The 15580-nt window shown below is 69.9% G+C and carries 16 protein-coding genes; 4 read left to right on the top strand and 12 right to left on the bottom strand.

Annotated elements, in window-relative coordinates:
• Positions 1 to 23 precede the first annotated feature (23 nt).
• A complete protein-coding gene (locus tag ACWDUM_RS07035; RefSeq protein WP_450111932.1) occupies positions 24 to 1385 on the top strand; it encodes a DUF2252 domain-containing protein in 1362 nt (453 codons plus the stop codon).
• A 13-nt stretch (positions 1386 to 1398) separates the two neighbouring features.
• On the opposite strand, the gene ACWDUM_RS07030 is transcribed toward ACWDUM_RS07035, so the two are convergent.
• The 6 genes from ACWDUM_RS07030 to ACWDUM_RS07005 all read right to left on the bottom strand — a co-directional run bounded on the left by ACWDUM_RS07030 (position 1399) and on the right by ACWDUM_RS07005 (position 7950).
• Positions 1399 to 3366 carry a M13 family metallopeptidase gene (locus ACWDUM_RS07030; RefSeq protein ID WP_450112053.1) on the bottom strand — a complete coding sequence of 656 codons (1968 nt, stop codon included), beginning with the start codon at positions 3364 to 3366 and terminating at the stop codon, positions 1399 to 1401.
• A gap of 73 nt (positions 3367 to 3439) precedes the next feature.
• Positions 3440 to 4459, bottom strand: a complete 1020-nt coding sequence (locus ACWDUM_RS07025; RefSeq protein ID WP_450133416.1) for a protocatechuate dioxygenase — start codon at positions 4457 to 4459, stop codon at positions 3440 to 3442.
• Positions 4460 to 4609: 150 nt separating this feature from the next.
• Positions 4610 to 5299 carry a DUF4190 domain-containing protein gene (locus ACWDUM_RS07020; protein WP_450133415.1) on the bottom strand — a complete coding sequence of 230 codons (690 nt, stop codon included), beginning with the start codon at positions 5297 to 5299 and terminating at the stop codon, positions 4610 to 4612.
• A 93-nt stretch (positions 5300 to 5392) separates the two neighbouring features.
• Positions 5393 to 6298 carry a PaaI family thioesterase gene (locus ACWDUM_RS07015; RefSeq protein ID WP_450133414.1) on the bottom strand — a complete coding sequence of 302 codons (906 nt, stop codon included), beginning with the start codon at positions 6296 to 6298 and terminating at the stop codon, positions 5393 to 5395.
• 35 nt (positions 6299 to 6333) lie between these two features.
• Positions 6334 to 7104: an SDR family NAD(P)-dependent oxidoreductase gene (locus ACWDUM_RS07010; RefSeq protein WP_450133413.1), complete on the bottom strand. Its 771-nt coding sequence runs from the start codon at positions 7102 to 7104 to the stop codon at positions 6334 to 6336.
• Complete coding sequence (locus tag ACWDUM_RS07005) at positions 7105 to 7950, bottom strand: enoyl-CoA hydratase/isomerase family protein (protein ID WP_450133412.1); 846 nt, start codon at positions 7948 to 7950, stop codon at positions 7105 to 7107. It abuts the gene before it with no gap.
• Between the two features lie 123 nt (positions 7951 to 8073).
• On the opposite strand from ACWDUM_RS07005, the gene ACWDUM_RS07000 reads away from it, so the two are divergent.
• Positions 8074 to 8613, top strand: a complete 540-nt coding sequence (locus tag ACWDUM_RS07000) for a TetR/AcrR family transcriptional regulator (RefSeq protein ID WP_450133411.1) — start codon at positions 8074 to 8076, stop codon at positions 8611 to 8613.
• A 7-nt stretch (positions 8614 to 8620) separates the two neighbouring features.
• On the opposite strand, the gene ACWDUM_RS06995 is transcribed toward ACWDUM_RS07000, so the two are convergent.
• From ACWDUM_RS06995 to ACWDUM_RS06970, 6 genes are all read right to left on the bottom strand, one after another.
• Positions 8621 to 9553 (bottom strand): hotdog fold thioesterase, encoded by a 933-nt coding sequence (locus ACWDUM_RS06995; protein WP_450133410.1) that lies wholly within the window; start codon positions 9551 to 9553, stop codon positions 8621 to 8623.
• A gap of 76 nt (positions 9554 to 9629) precedes the next feature.
• Positions 9630 to 10406 carry a pirin family protein gene (locus ACWDUM_RS06990; RefSeq protein ID WP_450111940.1) on the bottom strand — a complete coding sequence of 259 codons (777 nt, stop codon included), beginning with the start codon at positions 10404 to 10406 and terminating at the stop codon, positions 9630 to 9632.
• Between the two features lie 135 nt (positions 10407 to 10541).
• Entirely contained in the window at positions 10542 to 11288 is a 747-nt protein-coding gene (locus ACWDUM_RS06985) for a pirin family protein (RefSeq protein WP_450111941.1), read from the bottom strand.
• Positions 11289 to 11290: 2 nt separating this feature from the next.
• Positions 11291 to 12256: a pirin family protein gene (locus tag ACWDUM_RS06980; protein WP_450111942.1), complete on the bottom strand. Its 966-nt coding sequence runs from the start codon at positions 12254 to 12256 to the stop codon at positions 11291 to 11293.
• 83 nt (positions 12257 to 12339) lie between these two features.
• Positions 12340 to 13095: an SDR family NAD(P)-dependent oxidoreductase gene (locus ACWDUM_RS06975; protein ID WP_450133409.1), complete on the bottom strand. Its 756-nt coding sequence runs from the start codon at positions 13093 to 13095 to the stop codon at positions 12340 to 12342.
• Positions 13096 to 13229: 134 nt separating this feature from the next.
• Positions 13230 to 14171, bottom strand: a complete 942-nt coding sequence (locus ACWDUM_RS06970; RefSeq protein WP_450133408.1) for an NADP-dependent oxidoreductase — start codon at positions 14169 to 14171, stop codon at positions 13230 to 13232.
• A gap of 110 nt (positions 14172 to 14281) precedes the next feature.
• Here ACWDUM_RS06970 and ACWDUM_RS06965 point away from each other — a divergent pair, with 110 nt between their 5' ends.
• Complete coding sequence (locus ACWDUM_RS06965) at positions 14282 to 14881, top strand: TetR/AcrR family transcriptional regulator (RefSeq protein WP_450111945.1); 600 nt, start codon at positions 14282 to 14284, stop codon at positions 14879 to 14881.
• Positions 14878 to 15528 (top strand): DedA family protein, encoded by a 651-nt coding sequence (locus tag ACWDUM_RS06960; RefSeq protein WP_450111946.1) that lies wholly within the window; start codon positions 14878 to 14880, stop codon positions 15526 to 15528. The genes ACWDUM_RS06965 and ACWDUM_RS06960 overlap by 4 nt, the downstream gene beginning before the upstream one ends.
• Positions 15529 to 15580: the final 52 nt, after the last annotated feature.

Here is a 15580-nt window from a genome sequence, read left to right as displayed (position 1 = left end):
TGTCGCGACGGTAGTCTCGGGCGATGGCAGGCGTCGCACCCAACCAGCCGTTACCCGCGGACGAGCGTCGCAGGGCGGGAAAATCCCTGCGGACGACCGTGCCACGCACCTCGCACGCGCAGTGGGAGCCTGCTGCGAGTCGGCCCGACCCCGTCGTGGTCCTCGAACAGCAGAACGCACTGCGGGTTCCCGAACTCGTTCCGCTGCGCTACGAGCGGATGCTGGTCTCCCCGTTCACCTTTCTGCGCGGGACTGCGGCGATCATGGCGTGGGACCTCGCGCACGGGCCACGCACCGATCTGATGGTCGAGGCGTGTGGTGATGCGCACCTGGCGAATTTCGGACTGTTCGCCGCGCCCGACCGCCGACTCGTGTTCGATGTCAACGACTTCGACGAGGTTCATCGCGCTCCGTTCGAGTGGGACCTCAAGAGGCTGGCCGCCTCGCTCGTGGTCGCGGCGATCGACAACGGCTTCACCGCCGACGACGCCCGCTCCGCCGCGCTGTCCGCGGTCGCCAGCTACTGCGAGCTGATGCGGCGCGCGGCGGGGATGACCGCCCTCGACATCTGGTACGCGCGCATCGAGGTGGAGGCGGTCATCGACCAGGTCCGGGGCGAGTTCAAGAAGGCCCAGGTCGGGGTCGCCGAGGCGGCACTCGCCAAGGCCGAGCGCCGCACCCAGTTGGGTGCGCTGAAGAAGTTCGCGTATCAGACCGAGCTCGGGCTGCGGATCAAGGAGGACCCGCCGCTGATCGTCCGGCTGCCCTACGAACGTCACGTCGAGGCGACGCGCATGCTGACCGACGCCTACGCCGACTACCTTTCGACGCTCGCGCCCGACCGTCGCCAGCTCGTCACGCGGTACCGCTTCCAGGACATCGCGCGCAAGGTCGTCGGTGTCGGCTCCGTGGGCACGATGTCCATGATGGCGCTGTTCGTCGGCGACACCATGGGCGATCCGCTCTTCCTGCAGCTCAAGGAGGCGCAGCGGTCCGTGCTTGCGCCGTACGTGCAGGGGTACGACTACGTCGACCAGGGCCAGCGGGTGGTGGAGGGACAGCGCCTGATGCAAAGTGCTTCCGACCCGTTCCTCGGCTGGTTCACCGGCAGCGGGCCGTTGGGGCGGAACTTCTACGTGCGTCAGTTGCGGGACAAGAAGGGCGGATTCGACATCGCCACGATGCGGCCCGCGGGGATGCGGGTCTACGCCCGGCTGTGTGCGGTCGCGTTGGTCAAGGCGCACGCGCGCACCGGTGACCCGGTCGCCATCGCCGGCTATCTGGGATCGGGGACGCCCTTCGAGGAGGCGATCGTCGAGTACGCCGTCGGCTACGAGAAGCAGAACCGCGCCGACTACGAGCGGGTGAAGGCGTCCCGCTCGTAGCCCGCGCGGGACGTCACCAGATCTTCACGCGCCGGTCCGGCTCCAGGTACAGCGCGTCGCCCGGGTTGACGTCGAACGCCTCGTGGAACGTGTCCAGGTTGCGGACGACGCCGTTGCAGCGGAACTCCGGCGGCGAGTGCGGGTCCACGGCGAGGCGACGGATCGCCTCCTCGTCGCGGGCCTTGGTGCGCCACACCTGTGCCCACCCGAAGAACACCCGCTGCAGTCCGGACAGTCCGTCGAGCTCCGGGGCCTCGCTGCCGTCGAGCGCGATCTTGTACGCCTCCAACGCGATCGACAGCCCGCCGAGGTCGCCGATGTTCTCACCGATCGTGAACTCGCCGTTGACGGTGTGTCCGGGCAGCGCCTTCGGCTCGAACGCGTTGTACTGCTCGATCAACGCCTTGGTGCGCTTGCCGAACTCGGTGCGGTCGTCGTCGGTCCACCAGTCGATCATGTTGCCGTCGCCGTCGTACTTGGCGCCCTGATCGTCGAACCCGTGTCCGATCTCGTGCCCGATCACCGCACCGATGCCGCCGTAGTTGGCGGCGTCGTCGGCCTCGGCGTCGAAGAACGGCGGCTGCAGAATCGCTGCGGGGAAGACGATCTCGTTCATCCCCGGGTTGTAGTAGGCGTTGACGGTCTGCGGCGTCATGAACCACTCGTCGCGGTCCACCGGACCGCCGAGCTTGGCGAGGTCCCGGTCGTGTTCGTGCGCGTACCCGCGCCGGAAGTTCCCGACCAGGTCGGTGCCGTCGATCTCCAGCGTCGAGTAGTCCCGCCACTTGTCGGGGTAGCCGATCTTCGGGGTGAACTTCTCCAGCTTGGCCAGGGCCGCGGCGCGGGTGTCCGGGCCCATCCATTCGAGCTCGGAGATGTTGCGGCGGTACGCCTCCTGCAGGTTCGCGACCAGTTCCTGCATCCGCGCCTTCGCAGCCGGCGGGAAGTGCCGGTCGACGTACAGCTTGCCGACCGACTCCCCGAGCAGATCCTGTACGAGGGAGACGCCACGCTTCCAGCGTTCCCGGTTCTCCTCGGTGCCGGACAAGGTCTTGCCGTAGAACGCGAAGTCCTCCGCGACCAGTGCCTCGGTCAGATACGGCGCGCGGGAGTGGATCACCTTCCAGGCCGCCCAGGTCTTCCAGTCGTCGAGGGAACGTCCGGTCCACAGCTCGGTCAGCGACGTCAGGAAGCTCGGCTGGCGGACCACCAGTTCCGCGAACGTCTCCGGGGTGCCGCCGAGCGCGGAAACCCATGCGTTCCAGTCGAACCCGGGGTTCTGTTCGCTCAGGTCGGCGAGGGTGACGAGGTTGTAGCTCAGCTCGGCGTCACGCCGCTTGACGACGTCCCAGTGGCCTGCGGCGATGGCCGTCTCCAGGTCGAGGATGCGTCGGGCGGCGCCTGCCGGGTCGGGGCGGCCGGCCAGGGCGAGCATGGCCTCGACGTGCCGCACGTAGGCGTCGCGGATCTCGGCGTACGAGTCCTCGCGGTAGTACGACTCGTCGGGCAGGCCGATCCCGGACTGGGTCAGGTGGACGAGGTACCGCGCCGAGTTCTTGGCGTCGGTGTCGACGTAGTTGCCGATCGCCCCGCCGACCCCGGTGCGCTGCAGGCGACCCAGCAGGCCCGCCAGCGCGGACAGGTCCGAGACGGCGTCGACGGCCGCGAGTTCGTCGGCGATCGGGTCCAGCCCGGCCCGCTCGACGGCCTCGGCATCCATGAACGACCGGTACAGGTCACCGATGCGCTGGGTGTCGGTGCCGTTCTCGCCGCCACCGTCGGCGGCCTCGTCGATGATCGCCCGCACATCGATCTCGGCCTGGTCGTAGAGGGTGCGGAAGGCGCCGTCGACGGCTCGGTCCGCGGGTATCTCGTAGTTGTCCAGCCACTGGCCGTTGACGTGGACGAACAGGTCGTCCTGGGCGCGGGTGCCCGTGTCGAGGTGGGTGAGGTCGATTCCGGAGCGCGTCATGCTCTCCATCATGGCCGCTCCGCGGCTCGTGCGTGGTTCACGGGTACCGAGGACTCGCAACCACGCACGAGCACGCAGGCGCCTACACGCCGATGTTGACGGCGCCGAGGTAGCCGTCCGCGGTCTTGACGACGGTCACCATGCCCGACTCGTCGAAGATGCTGTCGGTGGCGTTGGTGACGTTGTTCTCGCGGCCGGTGTGCTCGTTGTACGGGCTGGTCGCGTAGATCTCGTCGAGCAGGTCCTCCTCGAAGAACAGCTGCGTGGTCAGCACCGTCTCCTTGTTGACGTGGACCTTCATGTGGATGTGCGTGGTCCGGCTCATGTACCAGCCGGGGAAGATCGTCGTGAACGTCGCGACGCCGTTCGAATCGGTGGTCTGCGCGCCGCGCAGGTAGGTGCCGTCGTCGGTGGTGACGGCCTGGGTGTCGCCGACGGCGTAGGAGCCGTCCGCCGGTTCGCCGGAACCTTCCATGCCTCCGCCCATACCTCCGCCCATACCGCCCTCCGGTGGCGAGCCCATCGGCATCCCGCCCTGCGGGGGTGTGCCGGACGGCGGCGTGCCCATCGGCATCCCGCCCTGCGGGGGTTCGCCGGACGGCGGCGTGCCCATCGAGCCGAACCCGCCTCCGGCGGGCGGAGTCGCGCTGTTGGCGCCGAGCGAGCCCGACTCGAAGCCGGAGTACACCCCGCCCGCGTCGCAGTGCCAGATCTCGACGACGGCGTTTGCGATCCCGCCGCCGCCCTCCGGGGTGCAGGTGGCCGAATCCTGCACGCGCAGAGCCAGTTCGAATGTGGTGCCGGGTCGGTCCTCGCGGATGTCGCTGCGGATCGAGTCGACGTCGAACCAGTACGGGCCCTGCGTCTCCTCCTTGCTCGCCACGCACTGCGGGGCCTGGGCGAGCAGGGCCATCACGTCGTCGCCGGCGGCGGTCGTCCCGCTACCGGTCGTGGTCGCGGTCGCGGCGGAGGTCGTCGAGGTGTCCGACGATCCGCTGCCGGCACATGCCGCGATCAGCCCGGACAGGCCGACCGTGCCGCCGAGGGCGAGGGCCCGCCGGCGGCTGACCCGGGCGCGGCTCTGCTCGATATCCTTGTTCACGCTGAACTCCGATCGATCTCGTTGATGACTCGATCCTGACCTGTCGTGCTGCCAGGCGGCTGGGCTCATCCGGTGAGATCGCTGTGAATCGGCTCCGCGGGCAGTGCGTGAATGTCACTCCGGTGAGGGTGCAATTCACGCACGGGTGCGTCAGCGCGGCGCCGGCGTCAGCGTGATCGAGAACTGGTTCTCGAGGTTCTGCCGGAACTCGTCCTCGCACTGCTGCTGGGCGGCGCGGTTGTTGCCGGCGTCGCGCATGCAGTCGGCGAAGTCGCGGCCGCCGACCTTGTTGAAGATGCCGACGCCGACCACGACCAACACGATCGCGATGACGACGGCCAGGGCGCCGAGAATGATGCCGGCCAGCGACATCCCGCCGTTGGTGGCGCGTTGCTTCTTGAACTGCGAGCGGCCGATGAAGCCCAGGATGATCGCCAGTACACCGAGAACGATGCCGCCGACGATGGTCCAGACGCCGAGGATGGCGAGGACACCGAGGATCAACGCGGAGATGCCGGCGCCGTTGCTCCGGGCAGGCGGCTGCGCCGGGTATCCGGCCGCCGGATAGCCCCCGGTGGGGTACTGGCCCCCGGGGTACTGCTGGCCGGGGTACTGCTGGCCGGGGTACTGCTGGCCGGGGTATTGCTGGCCGGGGTATTGCTGGCCGGGGTATTGCTGGCCGCCGGGGTATTGCTGGCCGCCGGGGTAGGGCTGACCGGGGTATTGCGGCTGGGCGCCGGGGTACTGCGGTGGCGTGGAACCGGGGGGTCCGTACTGCGGCTGCTGTCCCTCGGGTGTCCCCTCGGGCGTCTCCTCGGGATTCGGCGGCTGATTCGTCATGACACTCCTCGGCTGGCACGGCCGCCACTCGGCGTCCACCCTTCGCAGACTAACCCCGGGCCGTCCGATTCGCCGGGATCGGCGCCGGGCGCGTCAGAGCAGTTGGACGCTGGACTGCGTGCGCGTCAGGAGGACGCCGGAGGTGTCGACGAGTTCGGTGTCGATCAACGCCAGGCGTCGCCCGGCCCGCACGACCTCCGAACGGACCCGCACCGGGCCGCCGTCGAGCGCGGGGGACCGGACGAAGTCGATGCGCAGGTCCAGGGCGCGGTAGCCCTGACCCGCCGCGGTGAGCGTCTGCGCGGCGAGACCGGTCATCAGGTCGGACACGGAGATCAGGTTTCCGCCCTGCACGGTGCCGAGGTAGTTCGCCATCCACGGCTGCGGCGCGAACTCGCCGACAACTCGGCCGTGCTCGACGCCGGTCAACTCGACCCCGAAGAGGCCGGCCAGGGGTCCGCGCGCGATGTCGCCCGCCGCGATCGCCGAGACGACGGCGAGCCCGGTGCGGTCCGCGAACTCGGAGGGATCGGTTCCCGGTTCGGCCTCCGGCACGGGCAGCGCCGCTCCGCCGAACACGGTCTCGGCATGGGTGGCGCCGCGGCTGACGGCCACCGAGCGCGACGTCAGCACCGCGTAGGACTCCCCGTCCGGGCCGGTCAGGTCGCCCGCGGACAGGCCGATCCCGGTGTCGAGATCGAGGTGAACGGCGTGTCCGCGGGCCACGATGGCGCCGCGATCGGGCAGCGGTGCGGCCAGCGTCGCGGTGATCTGTGAGAGCACCGTCTGCGTTCCGGCCGGAACGAGGCCCCCGACGGCGCCGCCGGGCACCGAGTCGACGAGCACGCCGACCGACCCGAGGATGGTGCGGCCGCGGTGGTCGTGGAATCGGGGGCCGACCTCCTGGGTGTGCTCGGTGCGGCCGGGTTCGACGGGGCCGGGGCGGGCGCCCATCATCGCCATGAGGCGGTCGACTCGCGGGGCATCGGTGGAGGTCATGACCCTTTGTCTACCAGCGGGCAGGATCAGGGTCGTCAGTGGGCGACCAGTCCACCGTCGGCGACGACCACCTGCCCGGTGATGAAGCTGCCCGCGTCGGAGGTCAGCAGCAGCGCCGGGCCGACCATCTCGTCCGGGTCCGCGATGCGCCGCTGCAGCGAGGCCGACGCCATCGCGTCGACGAACTCCGGCGGGTTCGCCCGGACCATGTCGGTGTTCACCGAGCCCGGTGCCAGGGCGTTGACCCGGATGCCGCGGCTCGCGTACTCGGCCGCCATCGACCGTGTGTACGACAGCAGGGCGGCCTTGCCCGCCGAGTACATCGCCGTCGATGGGGAGAACATGAACGCCCCCGCGGAGATCACGTTGAGCACCGCCGCGTGATCGCTCCTCTCCAGATACGGCAGCGCCGCCTGCACCAGGAACACCGGCCCGCGCAGGTTCACCTCGTACGACTTCGTCCACGCTTCGGGGGTGAACGCGCCGAGAGGTTGGGTGAGCGGGTTCGCCGCGTTGTTGACGACGATGTCGACACCTCCGAACTCGGAGACGGTGGCGTCGACCAGCGAGGTCAGGGCATCGAGGTCGCCGGTGTGGGTCGCGACGCCGATGGCCTTGCCTCCGAGCGTGTTCAGATGGTTCGCGACCGTCGTGCAGGCATCGGGTTTGCGGCTCGCGACGACGACGTTGGCGCCGGACACGGAGTAGGCCTCCGCGATCGAGAGGCCGATCCCGCGGGTGCCGCCGGTGACGATGGCGGTCCGGCCCTTGAGGTCGAAGAGCGAGTCGAGTTTGGTGCGGTTCACTTACCGGGCTCCTTCGGTGTTCCGGGTGCCGGGGGCATCCCGGCGGGTCGACCAGCGCGGCCGACGCTTCTGCATGAACGCGGTGACCGCCTCGGCGAACTCGTCGCCACCGGTCCCGGCGAGGATCTGTGTGCGGTTCTCCAACGCGATCGCCGCGTCCACGTTGGCGGCGTCCGCGTTCGCGTTCAGTACCTGCTTCGTCATGGTCAGCCCGAACGGGCTGTGCTCGCAGAGACTTTCGGCGAGGTCGAGCGCGGCGTCGAGGAGCTCGGCTTCGGGCACGACGCGGGAGACCAGGCCGATCCGCTCGGCTTCGGTGGCGTCGACTCGGCGCGCGGTCAGGATCAGCTCGGACGCTCGGGCGGATCCGACGATCCGCGGCAGGGTATAGCTGATGCCGATGTCGCAGCCGGAGAGTCCGAGCCGGATGAACTGGGTGCCGAAGTGCGCCGTCGCGGAGGCGATCCGAAGGTCACAGGCGGCGGCGAGTGCCATCCCTCCGCCGTACGCGGCGCCGTTGACCGCGGCGATGACCGGCTGCGGCAGTCGCTGGATCCGGGGGACGAGCGACGCGATGAACTCCTGGGTACGCATTCCCGCGGCGGGCCGGCTCAAGGTCTCCGTTCCGGGCGCGGTCGCGGGTTCGGACAGATCGAGTCCCGAGCAGAACCCGCGGCCCGCGCCGGTCAGCACGAGTACCCGGCACGCGGTGTCCGCGGCGACGTCGTCGAGCAGGGTGTGCAGGTCGGAAACGAGGGCGGGGTTCAGCGCGTTGAGGCGCTCGGGCCGATTCAACGTCGCGACGAGGATGTCGGGGGTGGGCCGGTCCAGGACGATCGTGTGCATGTCCCTCCAGAAACTCTGCGGCGCAACCGAACAGAATTAACGTACAGCTTGTAAGGTAAATGTGTGGGCGGAAACGACGAAAAGTCCCCGGGGCGCCCCCGGGATCCGGAACGACACCGGGCCGTGCTCGACGCGACCCGGTCCCTGCTCGCCGAGGAGGGCTACGACGCACTGACGCTGGCCGCCGTCGCCCGCCGCGCCGGGGTCGGCAGGCCCCTGCTCTACCAGTGGTGGGGATCGAAGGCGGCGCTGGTGCAGGAGGCTCTGTTCGCCCGGCAGGCCAGTGGTGCGCGGCCGGACCCGTCGATGTCGTTCGCGGACACCGTCACCGCCATGATCCGGGAGATGGTCGAGCACCAGTCGCGAGCCGAATATCGGCGCGGGCTACCGGGGCTCGTCGCCGACATGGTCGCCGACCCGGAACTGCAGCGCCGGGCGGACGAGGAATTCATCGCGCCGATCCGGGATCGCTACGCGGAGGTGTTCGCGCGCGGTGTCGAGGCGGGCGAGGTGCGGCCCGACGTCGACGGTGCCGCCGTCCTCGACACCCTGCGCGGCGCGGTCATGATGCACACCCTCGCCGGCCCCGTGCTCGACGGTGAGGCGCTGGTGCGACACCTTGCGGACCTGGTCCTGAACGGAGTCCGGCTGCATCGGACGTGATCCCGGTTCAGGGATTGCCCGTCACGCCCTGACGGAGCTGCGCGCTCGAGCCGGACCGGGCCAGGAGTCGCCCGTCCGGGTCGAGCAGCCGCGACTCGATCAGGACGATCCTTCGCCCGGCCCGGACGACCCGCGCCTCGATCGTGATCGACGGCCCGCCGACCGCGGGAGAGCGGACGAAGTCGATGGTCAGGTCCTGTAGGTGATGCTCCTGACCGGGTGTGGTGCGGGTCTGGGCGGCCAGACCCGACGCGAGGGCCGCGGCCGCGAACAGCATTCCGCCCTGTACCGAGCCGACCTGGTTGCTCATCCACGGCTGCGGGTCCAGGCGGGCGGTGACGGTGTCGTCGCCGACGGCGTCGACGGACAGGCCGATCAGCCCGGCAAGCGGTCCGCGGGAGACCGTGCCTGCGGCGATCCCCTCCACGATTGCCCGACCTTCGATGCCTGTCAGTTCGGCGGCCGCAGTCGCCGGTTCCGGCTCGGGGAAGGTGGTGGTGGGTCCGGGAGCGAGGTGCACGTCGTCCTGGGCCGGGCGGCTGACCACGACGCTGCGGGCCAGCAGCTGGACGCAGGTGGTGCCGTCGTCGCTGGTGATGCGGCCTCCCGACAGTCCTGTTCCGGTGGCCAGGTCCAGGTGTTCGGTGCGGGCGCGCGCCGTGACGACGCCGTCGGCCGGAAGGGGTGCGGCGGTGACCGCCGTGAGCTGGGAGACCACCGTCCGGCTGCCGGTCGGCACGGACGCGAAGAACGCCCCCGCGACGGCCGAGTCCGCCAGCACCCCGACCGAGGCCAGTGTGGAGTGACCGCGGTGGTCGTGGAAGCGGTTCCCGGTCTCGCCCTCGAAGTCGGTGCCCGCAGGCGACATCGAGCGCACCCGGACCCCCATCATCGAGTTCAGGGGGTCGACGCCACGGGGCCGGGTCGCGGTTGTCGTCATGACGTCATGCGTAGCAGGCGGGGAATCGCCTGCCCCCGCCCGTCCCGGCCGACGGGATCACGGCACGGAGCTGCACTCAGCCGCCGAGACGGGTGTGCATCTCCCAGACGAGCACCTCGGCGGGTTCGTCGGCGGCGGTGAGCCGCTGCCCACCGGTCGCGGTGAACCGGACCGCGTCGCCCTCGGACAATCGTCCGGCGCCCTCGAGGTCCACGGCACCTTCCGCGACGAACAGGTGCAGGTACGGCGCCTCCGGCAGCGTGATGCTGTCGCCGGGGCGCATCCGGGCGACGGACAGCGCGGCGCCCGCATTGTTGATGGTGATCGCGGACTGTCCGCGATGCTTGCGCATGCCCGACGCCACCGCGACCAGGCCGCCGCCACTCAGTTCGTCCTCGATCTCGAGCTGTTCGTAGCCGGGCGTCACCCCGGCCTCGTCGGGCAGTACCCACATCTGGATGAACCGCACCGGGTCGGCATGCTCGGGGCCCGGCGACCCGGCGAGGCGCCACGAGTCGTTCTTCTCGGAGTGCAGGATCCCGGTGCCCGCGCTCATCCGCTGAGCCAGACCCGGGTAGATCACTCCGGTGTGTCCCATCGAGTCCTGGTGCACCAGCGAGCCCCGCAGCACCCACGTGACGATCTCCATGTCCCGATGCGGGTGGGTGTCGAAGCCCTGACCGGGGGAGACGATGTCGTCGTTGTTGACGAGTAGCGCGCCGTGATGGGTGTTGTCCGGATCGTAGTGCTGGCCGAACGAGAAGGAGTGCTTCGAATCGAGCCAGGCGATCCGGGTTGCGAGCCGGTCGCCGGCGCGGCGGACGTCGACGTGCGGGGTGGTCGGTGCCGTCATGCATGCCTCCTACGTGAACTTCGTCCTTCAACATAGCCAGAGGTGGTGATGTTCCCCTCTGTCGTGACCGGTCCGATGCGTGAACGTTGCCGGAATTCGGACGTTCACGGCACGGACGGGCCCGGTCCGGGTGGGTCACCCGGTGGCGGCGTGCATCTCCCAGATCAGCACCTCCGCCGCCTCGGTCGCGGTGACCCGATTTCCGCCGGAACCGGTGAGCCGCAAGGAATCACCGTGTTCGAGTGGGCCGACTCCCTCGACGTCGACGGCGCCGCGAGCGACGAAAAGGTGCCCATAGGGCGCGTCGGGGATCGTCACCGACCGGCCGGTTTGCAGTCGCGCGGCGTGCAATCCGGCGTGGCGGTTGCGCAGGCCGATTGCGGCGTCGTCACGGTGGCGCGGCAACCCGGAGGCGACGACCACGAGTTTGCCGGCGTCGAGTTCGTCGTCGATCGGCAGTTCCTGGTAGCTCGGTTCGATGCCGAATTCGTCCGGCGGAATCCACATTTGCACCAGGTGAACTGGCTCGGCGGCACGCGACCCGTCGGTGCGCACGCGGTCGTTGCGCTCCGAGTGGAAGATGCCCCGACCCGCGCTCATCCGTTGCGCGAGACCGGGATACACGACACCCGAGTGGCCCTCGGAGTCCTGGTGGACCAGCGAACCGCTGAGTACCCACGTGACGATCTCGGCGTCCCGGTGCTGGTGGGTGTCGAAGCCCTCACCGATGTCGACGACGTCCTCGTTGTTCACCAGCAGCAGGCCGTGGGCGTGGGCGGCGAGGTCGAAGTTCCCCGCGAAGGGGAAGCTCTGACTCGAGTCCAGCCAACCGTAGTTCTGGTGCGCACGGTCGCGCGCACGCTGGACCACGATCCCGGTCACGGTCACTCCAATGTCTCGTGGGCGGCGGGAATCGATCCGAGCCGGCCCGCCTGGAAGTCCTCGAACGCCTGGATGACCTCGGCCTTGGTGTTCATCACGAACGGTCCTGCCATCGCGACGGGTTCCCGGATCGGCCTGCCTCCGAGGATGAACACCTCCAGGGATTCGGTGCGCGAGTCCTGGGTGTCGGCCGCCGCGATCGTGATCGTGTCGCCGCGCCCGAAGACCGTGGTCTGGCCCATGTGCACCGGCCGTCGCTCGGTGCCCACGGTGCCGTCCCCGGCGAGGACGTAGGCCAGCGCGTTGAACTCGGGGTTCCACGGCAGCGTCACGCTCGCGCCGGGGGCGATGGTCGCGTGCAGCAGGGTGATCGGGGTGTACGTGGAGCCCGGACCCCGATGGCCGTCGAGCTCACCGGCGATGACCCGGATCAGTGCGCCGCCGTCCGGGGAGGACAGCAGGGCCACCTTGTTGCCGGTGATGTCCTGGTAGCGCGGTGCGGCCATCTTGTTGTTCTTCGGCAGATTCACCCACAGCTGCACGCCGTGGAACAGGCCGCCGGTCATCACCAGTTGCTCCGGCGGGGCCTCGATGTGCAGGATGCCGCCACCGGCGGTCATCCACTGGGTGTCGCCGCCGCTGATGATGCCGCCACCGCCGTTGGAGTCCTGGTGCTCCATGGTCCCGTCGATCATGTAGGTGACCGTCTCGAACCCGCGGTGCGGGTGCCACGGGGTGCCCTTCGGCTCGCCGGGCGCGTAGTTCACCTCACCCATCTGGTCCATGTGGATGAACGGGTCGAGATACTTCAGGTCGACGCCGGCGAACGCGCGACGAACCGGGAACCCCTCGCCCTCGAAACCGCGCGGTGCGGTGGTCACCGACAGCACGGGACGCGCGTTGGCGTCGGGCGCGGTCTCGGCGATGCGGGGCAGCGCGAGGATGTTGTCGACGGTCACGGCAGGCATGGTGTGCTCCTCCGGTCATATAGTTGATTGTTCAACTACCTCACCGTACCTCAACGCACGCGGCGGAGCGGTATTCCCGCGCCTCAGTCGGTCATGGCCGAGACGCGAGTGAGGACGTCCGGGTGCGGGAGGTGGGCGCCGCCGCCGAGGTCGAGCGTCGCGCCGGTCATCCAGTCGGCCTGCTCGGAGAGCAGGAACGCGACCGCCTGCGCGACGTCGTCCGGGTCGCCGACGCGGCCGAGCGGAGTGTCCTCGACGAACTCCGGCGCCAGGGTCGCGCCCGCGGCCGGTGGGGTGTGCACGAAGCCGGGGGAGAGCGCGTTGACGCGGATGCGACGCGGGCCCAGTTCGAGGGCGGCCACCCGGGTGAGCCTCAGTACCCCGGCCTTGGCGGTGCAGTTCGCACCCGTCGCCGCGCCGGGCCGGTGACCGATGGGTGAGGAGATCGCCACGATCGCGCCGCCGTCCTCCATCACCTTCGCGGCCTCCCGGAGTACGAGGAACGTGCCGGTCAGGCACACGTCCAGCGTGGCCTTCCAGTCGTAGAGGGGGAGGTCGACCAGGGCGCCGGGGTGGGAGACGCCCGCGCAGTTCACCACCGCATTCACCGCGCCGTGCTCGGTGCGAACGGCGTCGAACAGCGCGCGCACGCTGCTCTCGTCGGTGACCTGGACGTGCCTGCCGCTCGCGTGCTCGCCGAGTTCGGTGGCGCACGCGAGGGCCGCATCCTCCGCGACGTCCGCGATCACGACGGTGTCGCCCTGGAAGTGCAGCAGCTGCGCAGTGGCCCACCCGATGCCCGAGGCGCCACCGACGACGACGGACACGCGAGCGGTCATGGTTGCTCCTGACGAATGAGACGTGGGTCACCCTACTAGACAGTTATTCATACAAGTGTCTAGGTGTCAACGGTGGTGAGGACCGGCCTTCGTCGCCATGGCGACCACCGCCGACGCCCGGCCGACCCGGGCGCCTACGGCACCAGGACGAACTTGCCGCGGGGGTGGTGTCCCTGCAGTTCGGCGTGGGCGCGGGCGGCTTCGGCGAGGGGGAAGGTCCTGGCGACGGTCACCTCGAAATCGCCACGGCCCGCGAGGGCGATCAGTTCGATCCGTGCCTCGCGGCGGATGCGAGCGCTGTCGGGGTTGCCGCCGCCGATGGCGCGGAAGCCGTCCCGCTCTGCGCGGTCGAACGCCACGATCGTCACGATCCGGCTCCGGTCGGCGACCAGGGCGAGCGAGGCGTCGATCGCCTCGTCGGTGCCTGCGGTGTCGATCGCCGCGTCGACGCCGTCCGGTGCGAGGGCGCGGAGGCGACCGAGCAGACCGTCGCCGTACTCGACCGGGACGACGCCCTGCGCCCGCAGATGATCGTGGTGTGCCCTGCTGGCGGTGCCGATCACGGTCGCACCGCGGGCCTGGGCCAGTTGGACGACCGCGCCGCCGACGGCGCCGGCCGCGCCGTGGACCAACACGGTCTCGCCCGCGGACACCCGGGCGGTGGTCAGGGCGTCGACGGCGGTGGTTCCGCTGGAGAGCAGTGCGGCGGCCTGTTCGAACGACAGGTTCGGCGGCTTCGCGAAGGTCACGGCGGCGGGCACGGTGATCAGTTCGGTGTAGCCGCGTGCTCCTGGGTTGACGATCACCTCGTCGCCCACGGCTATCTGTCCGGTGGGGCCGACGGCGTCCGCCCCGACGGACTCCACGACACCGGACGCCTCGATTCCGGGCCGGATCGGCAGCCGGTCGGGGTCGGCGCCGAATGCGCCGCTGTACGACTTGTAGTCGAAGGGGTTGACGCCGATCGCCCGAAGACGAACCCTCACCTCGCCGGGCCCGGGGGCGGGTACCGGCTCGTCGACGACAGTGAGGACCTCGGGTCCGCCGAACGCGGTGGCGACCACTGTTCTGCCCATGCCTGCCCCAACCCCGGGGGTGCGGAGCGCTATTCCCGGACGCCCCCTTGTTTGCCTTTGTACCGGGGACAAATTTGTACCGAGTGCAAATACGGACGTAGGCTCGAAGAATGACCCAGACTCACGGGCTGCGTGCGACCAAGAAGCTCGACACCTGGCACGCCCTGCGGGGAGCGGCCCTCGAGTTGGTCACGGCCCGCGGGTTCGACGCGGTCAGTGTCGAGGAGATCGCCGCTGCCGCCCGCGTCTCCAAGAGCACACTGTTCAACTACTTCGACTCCAAAGAGGCGCTGCTGCTCGACCCCGATCCGGAGGATCCGGCGCGGTGGCGTGCACTGGCCGCGGCCCGTCCGGCCGACGAGCCGCTGTGGGAGTCGCTGCGGGAGATCCTCGTCGCGGTCGCCTGCCGGGACGAGTCCAAGCTTCTGCTGCGCAAGGCGATGATGGAGCAGTGCCAGGCGATGCTCGAGCCGGCACTTGCGGCCAGCGAACCGTTCAGGGGGTTCATCCGCGAATGGGTCGGCACCCGCATCCCCGCCGAACCGCTGCTCATCGTGCTCGTGGTCAACACCGCCCTCGCGGTCGTGCACACCGCATACCGCGGCTGGCGGCCCGACGACGGGGTGCCGGCCTTCGAGGAGATGCTGCGCCGCGGGTTCGACCTCGTTGGCCACGGACTGCTCGACCTGCCGAAGGTGGGCCCGGTGTGACCGCCCTGCTGGAGCGGCTTCAGGAACTCGAACCGCTCGTCGTGTATCTCGTCGTCAGCGCATTCGTGTTCGTCGAGGACGCGCTGCTGGTCGGATTCGTGGTCCCCGGGGAGACCGCGGCCATCGTCGGCGGCGTGATCGCCAGTCAGGCTCACGTTCAACTCTGGGCGATGGTCGCGGTGGTCGTGGTGGCTGCAATTCTCGGCGACACCGTCGGCTTCGGACTCGGCAGGCGGGTCGGGCCCCGCATCCTGCGGATACCGTTCCTGGCCGGTGGCCGGCTCGACGGTGCGCAGGAGCTACTGCGCCGTCGCGGCGGCCCGGCGGTGTTCTTCGGCCGATTCGTCGCCTACCTCCGCACCGTGATGCCCGCCCTGGCGGGAATCAGCGGGATGCCCTACCGGCGATTCCTCGCCTTCAACGCGGTCGCCGCGCTGATTTTCGGGACCGGCAACGTGCTGCTCGGTTTCCTCGCCGGAAACTCTTACGAGCGAGTCGAATCCGCGCTCGGCAGCGGAACCTGGCTGCTGGTCGGGGTGGCCGCGATGGTGGCGCTCGGATGGTGGGTGCGCCGCCGTTTCAAATCCGCGTCCAGCGCACCCACGCCGGAGACTGACACCGCGCTCGCTCCGCTCCCCGGGCGCTGACCCCGGCGGACGGTCCGGGCGACGCGGTCCGGGCCAGGGAATTCTCAATCGC

The organism is Rhodococcus sp. NPDC003322 (assembly GCF_053589555.1).
This window is presented reverse-complemented; position numbering and strand designations above follow the sequence as displayed.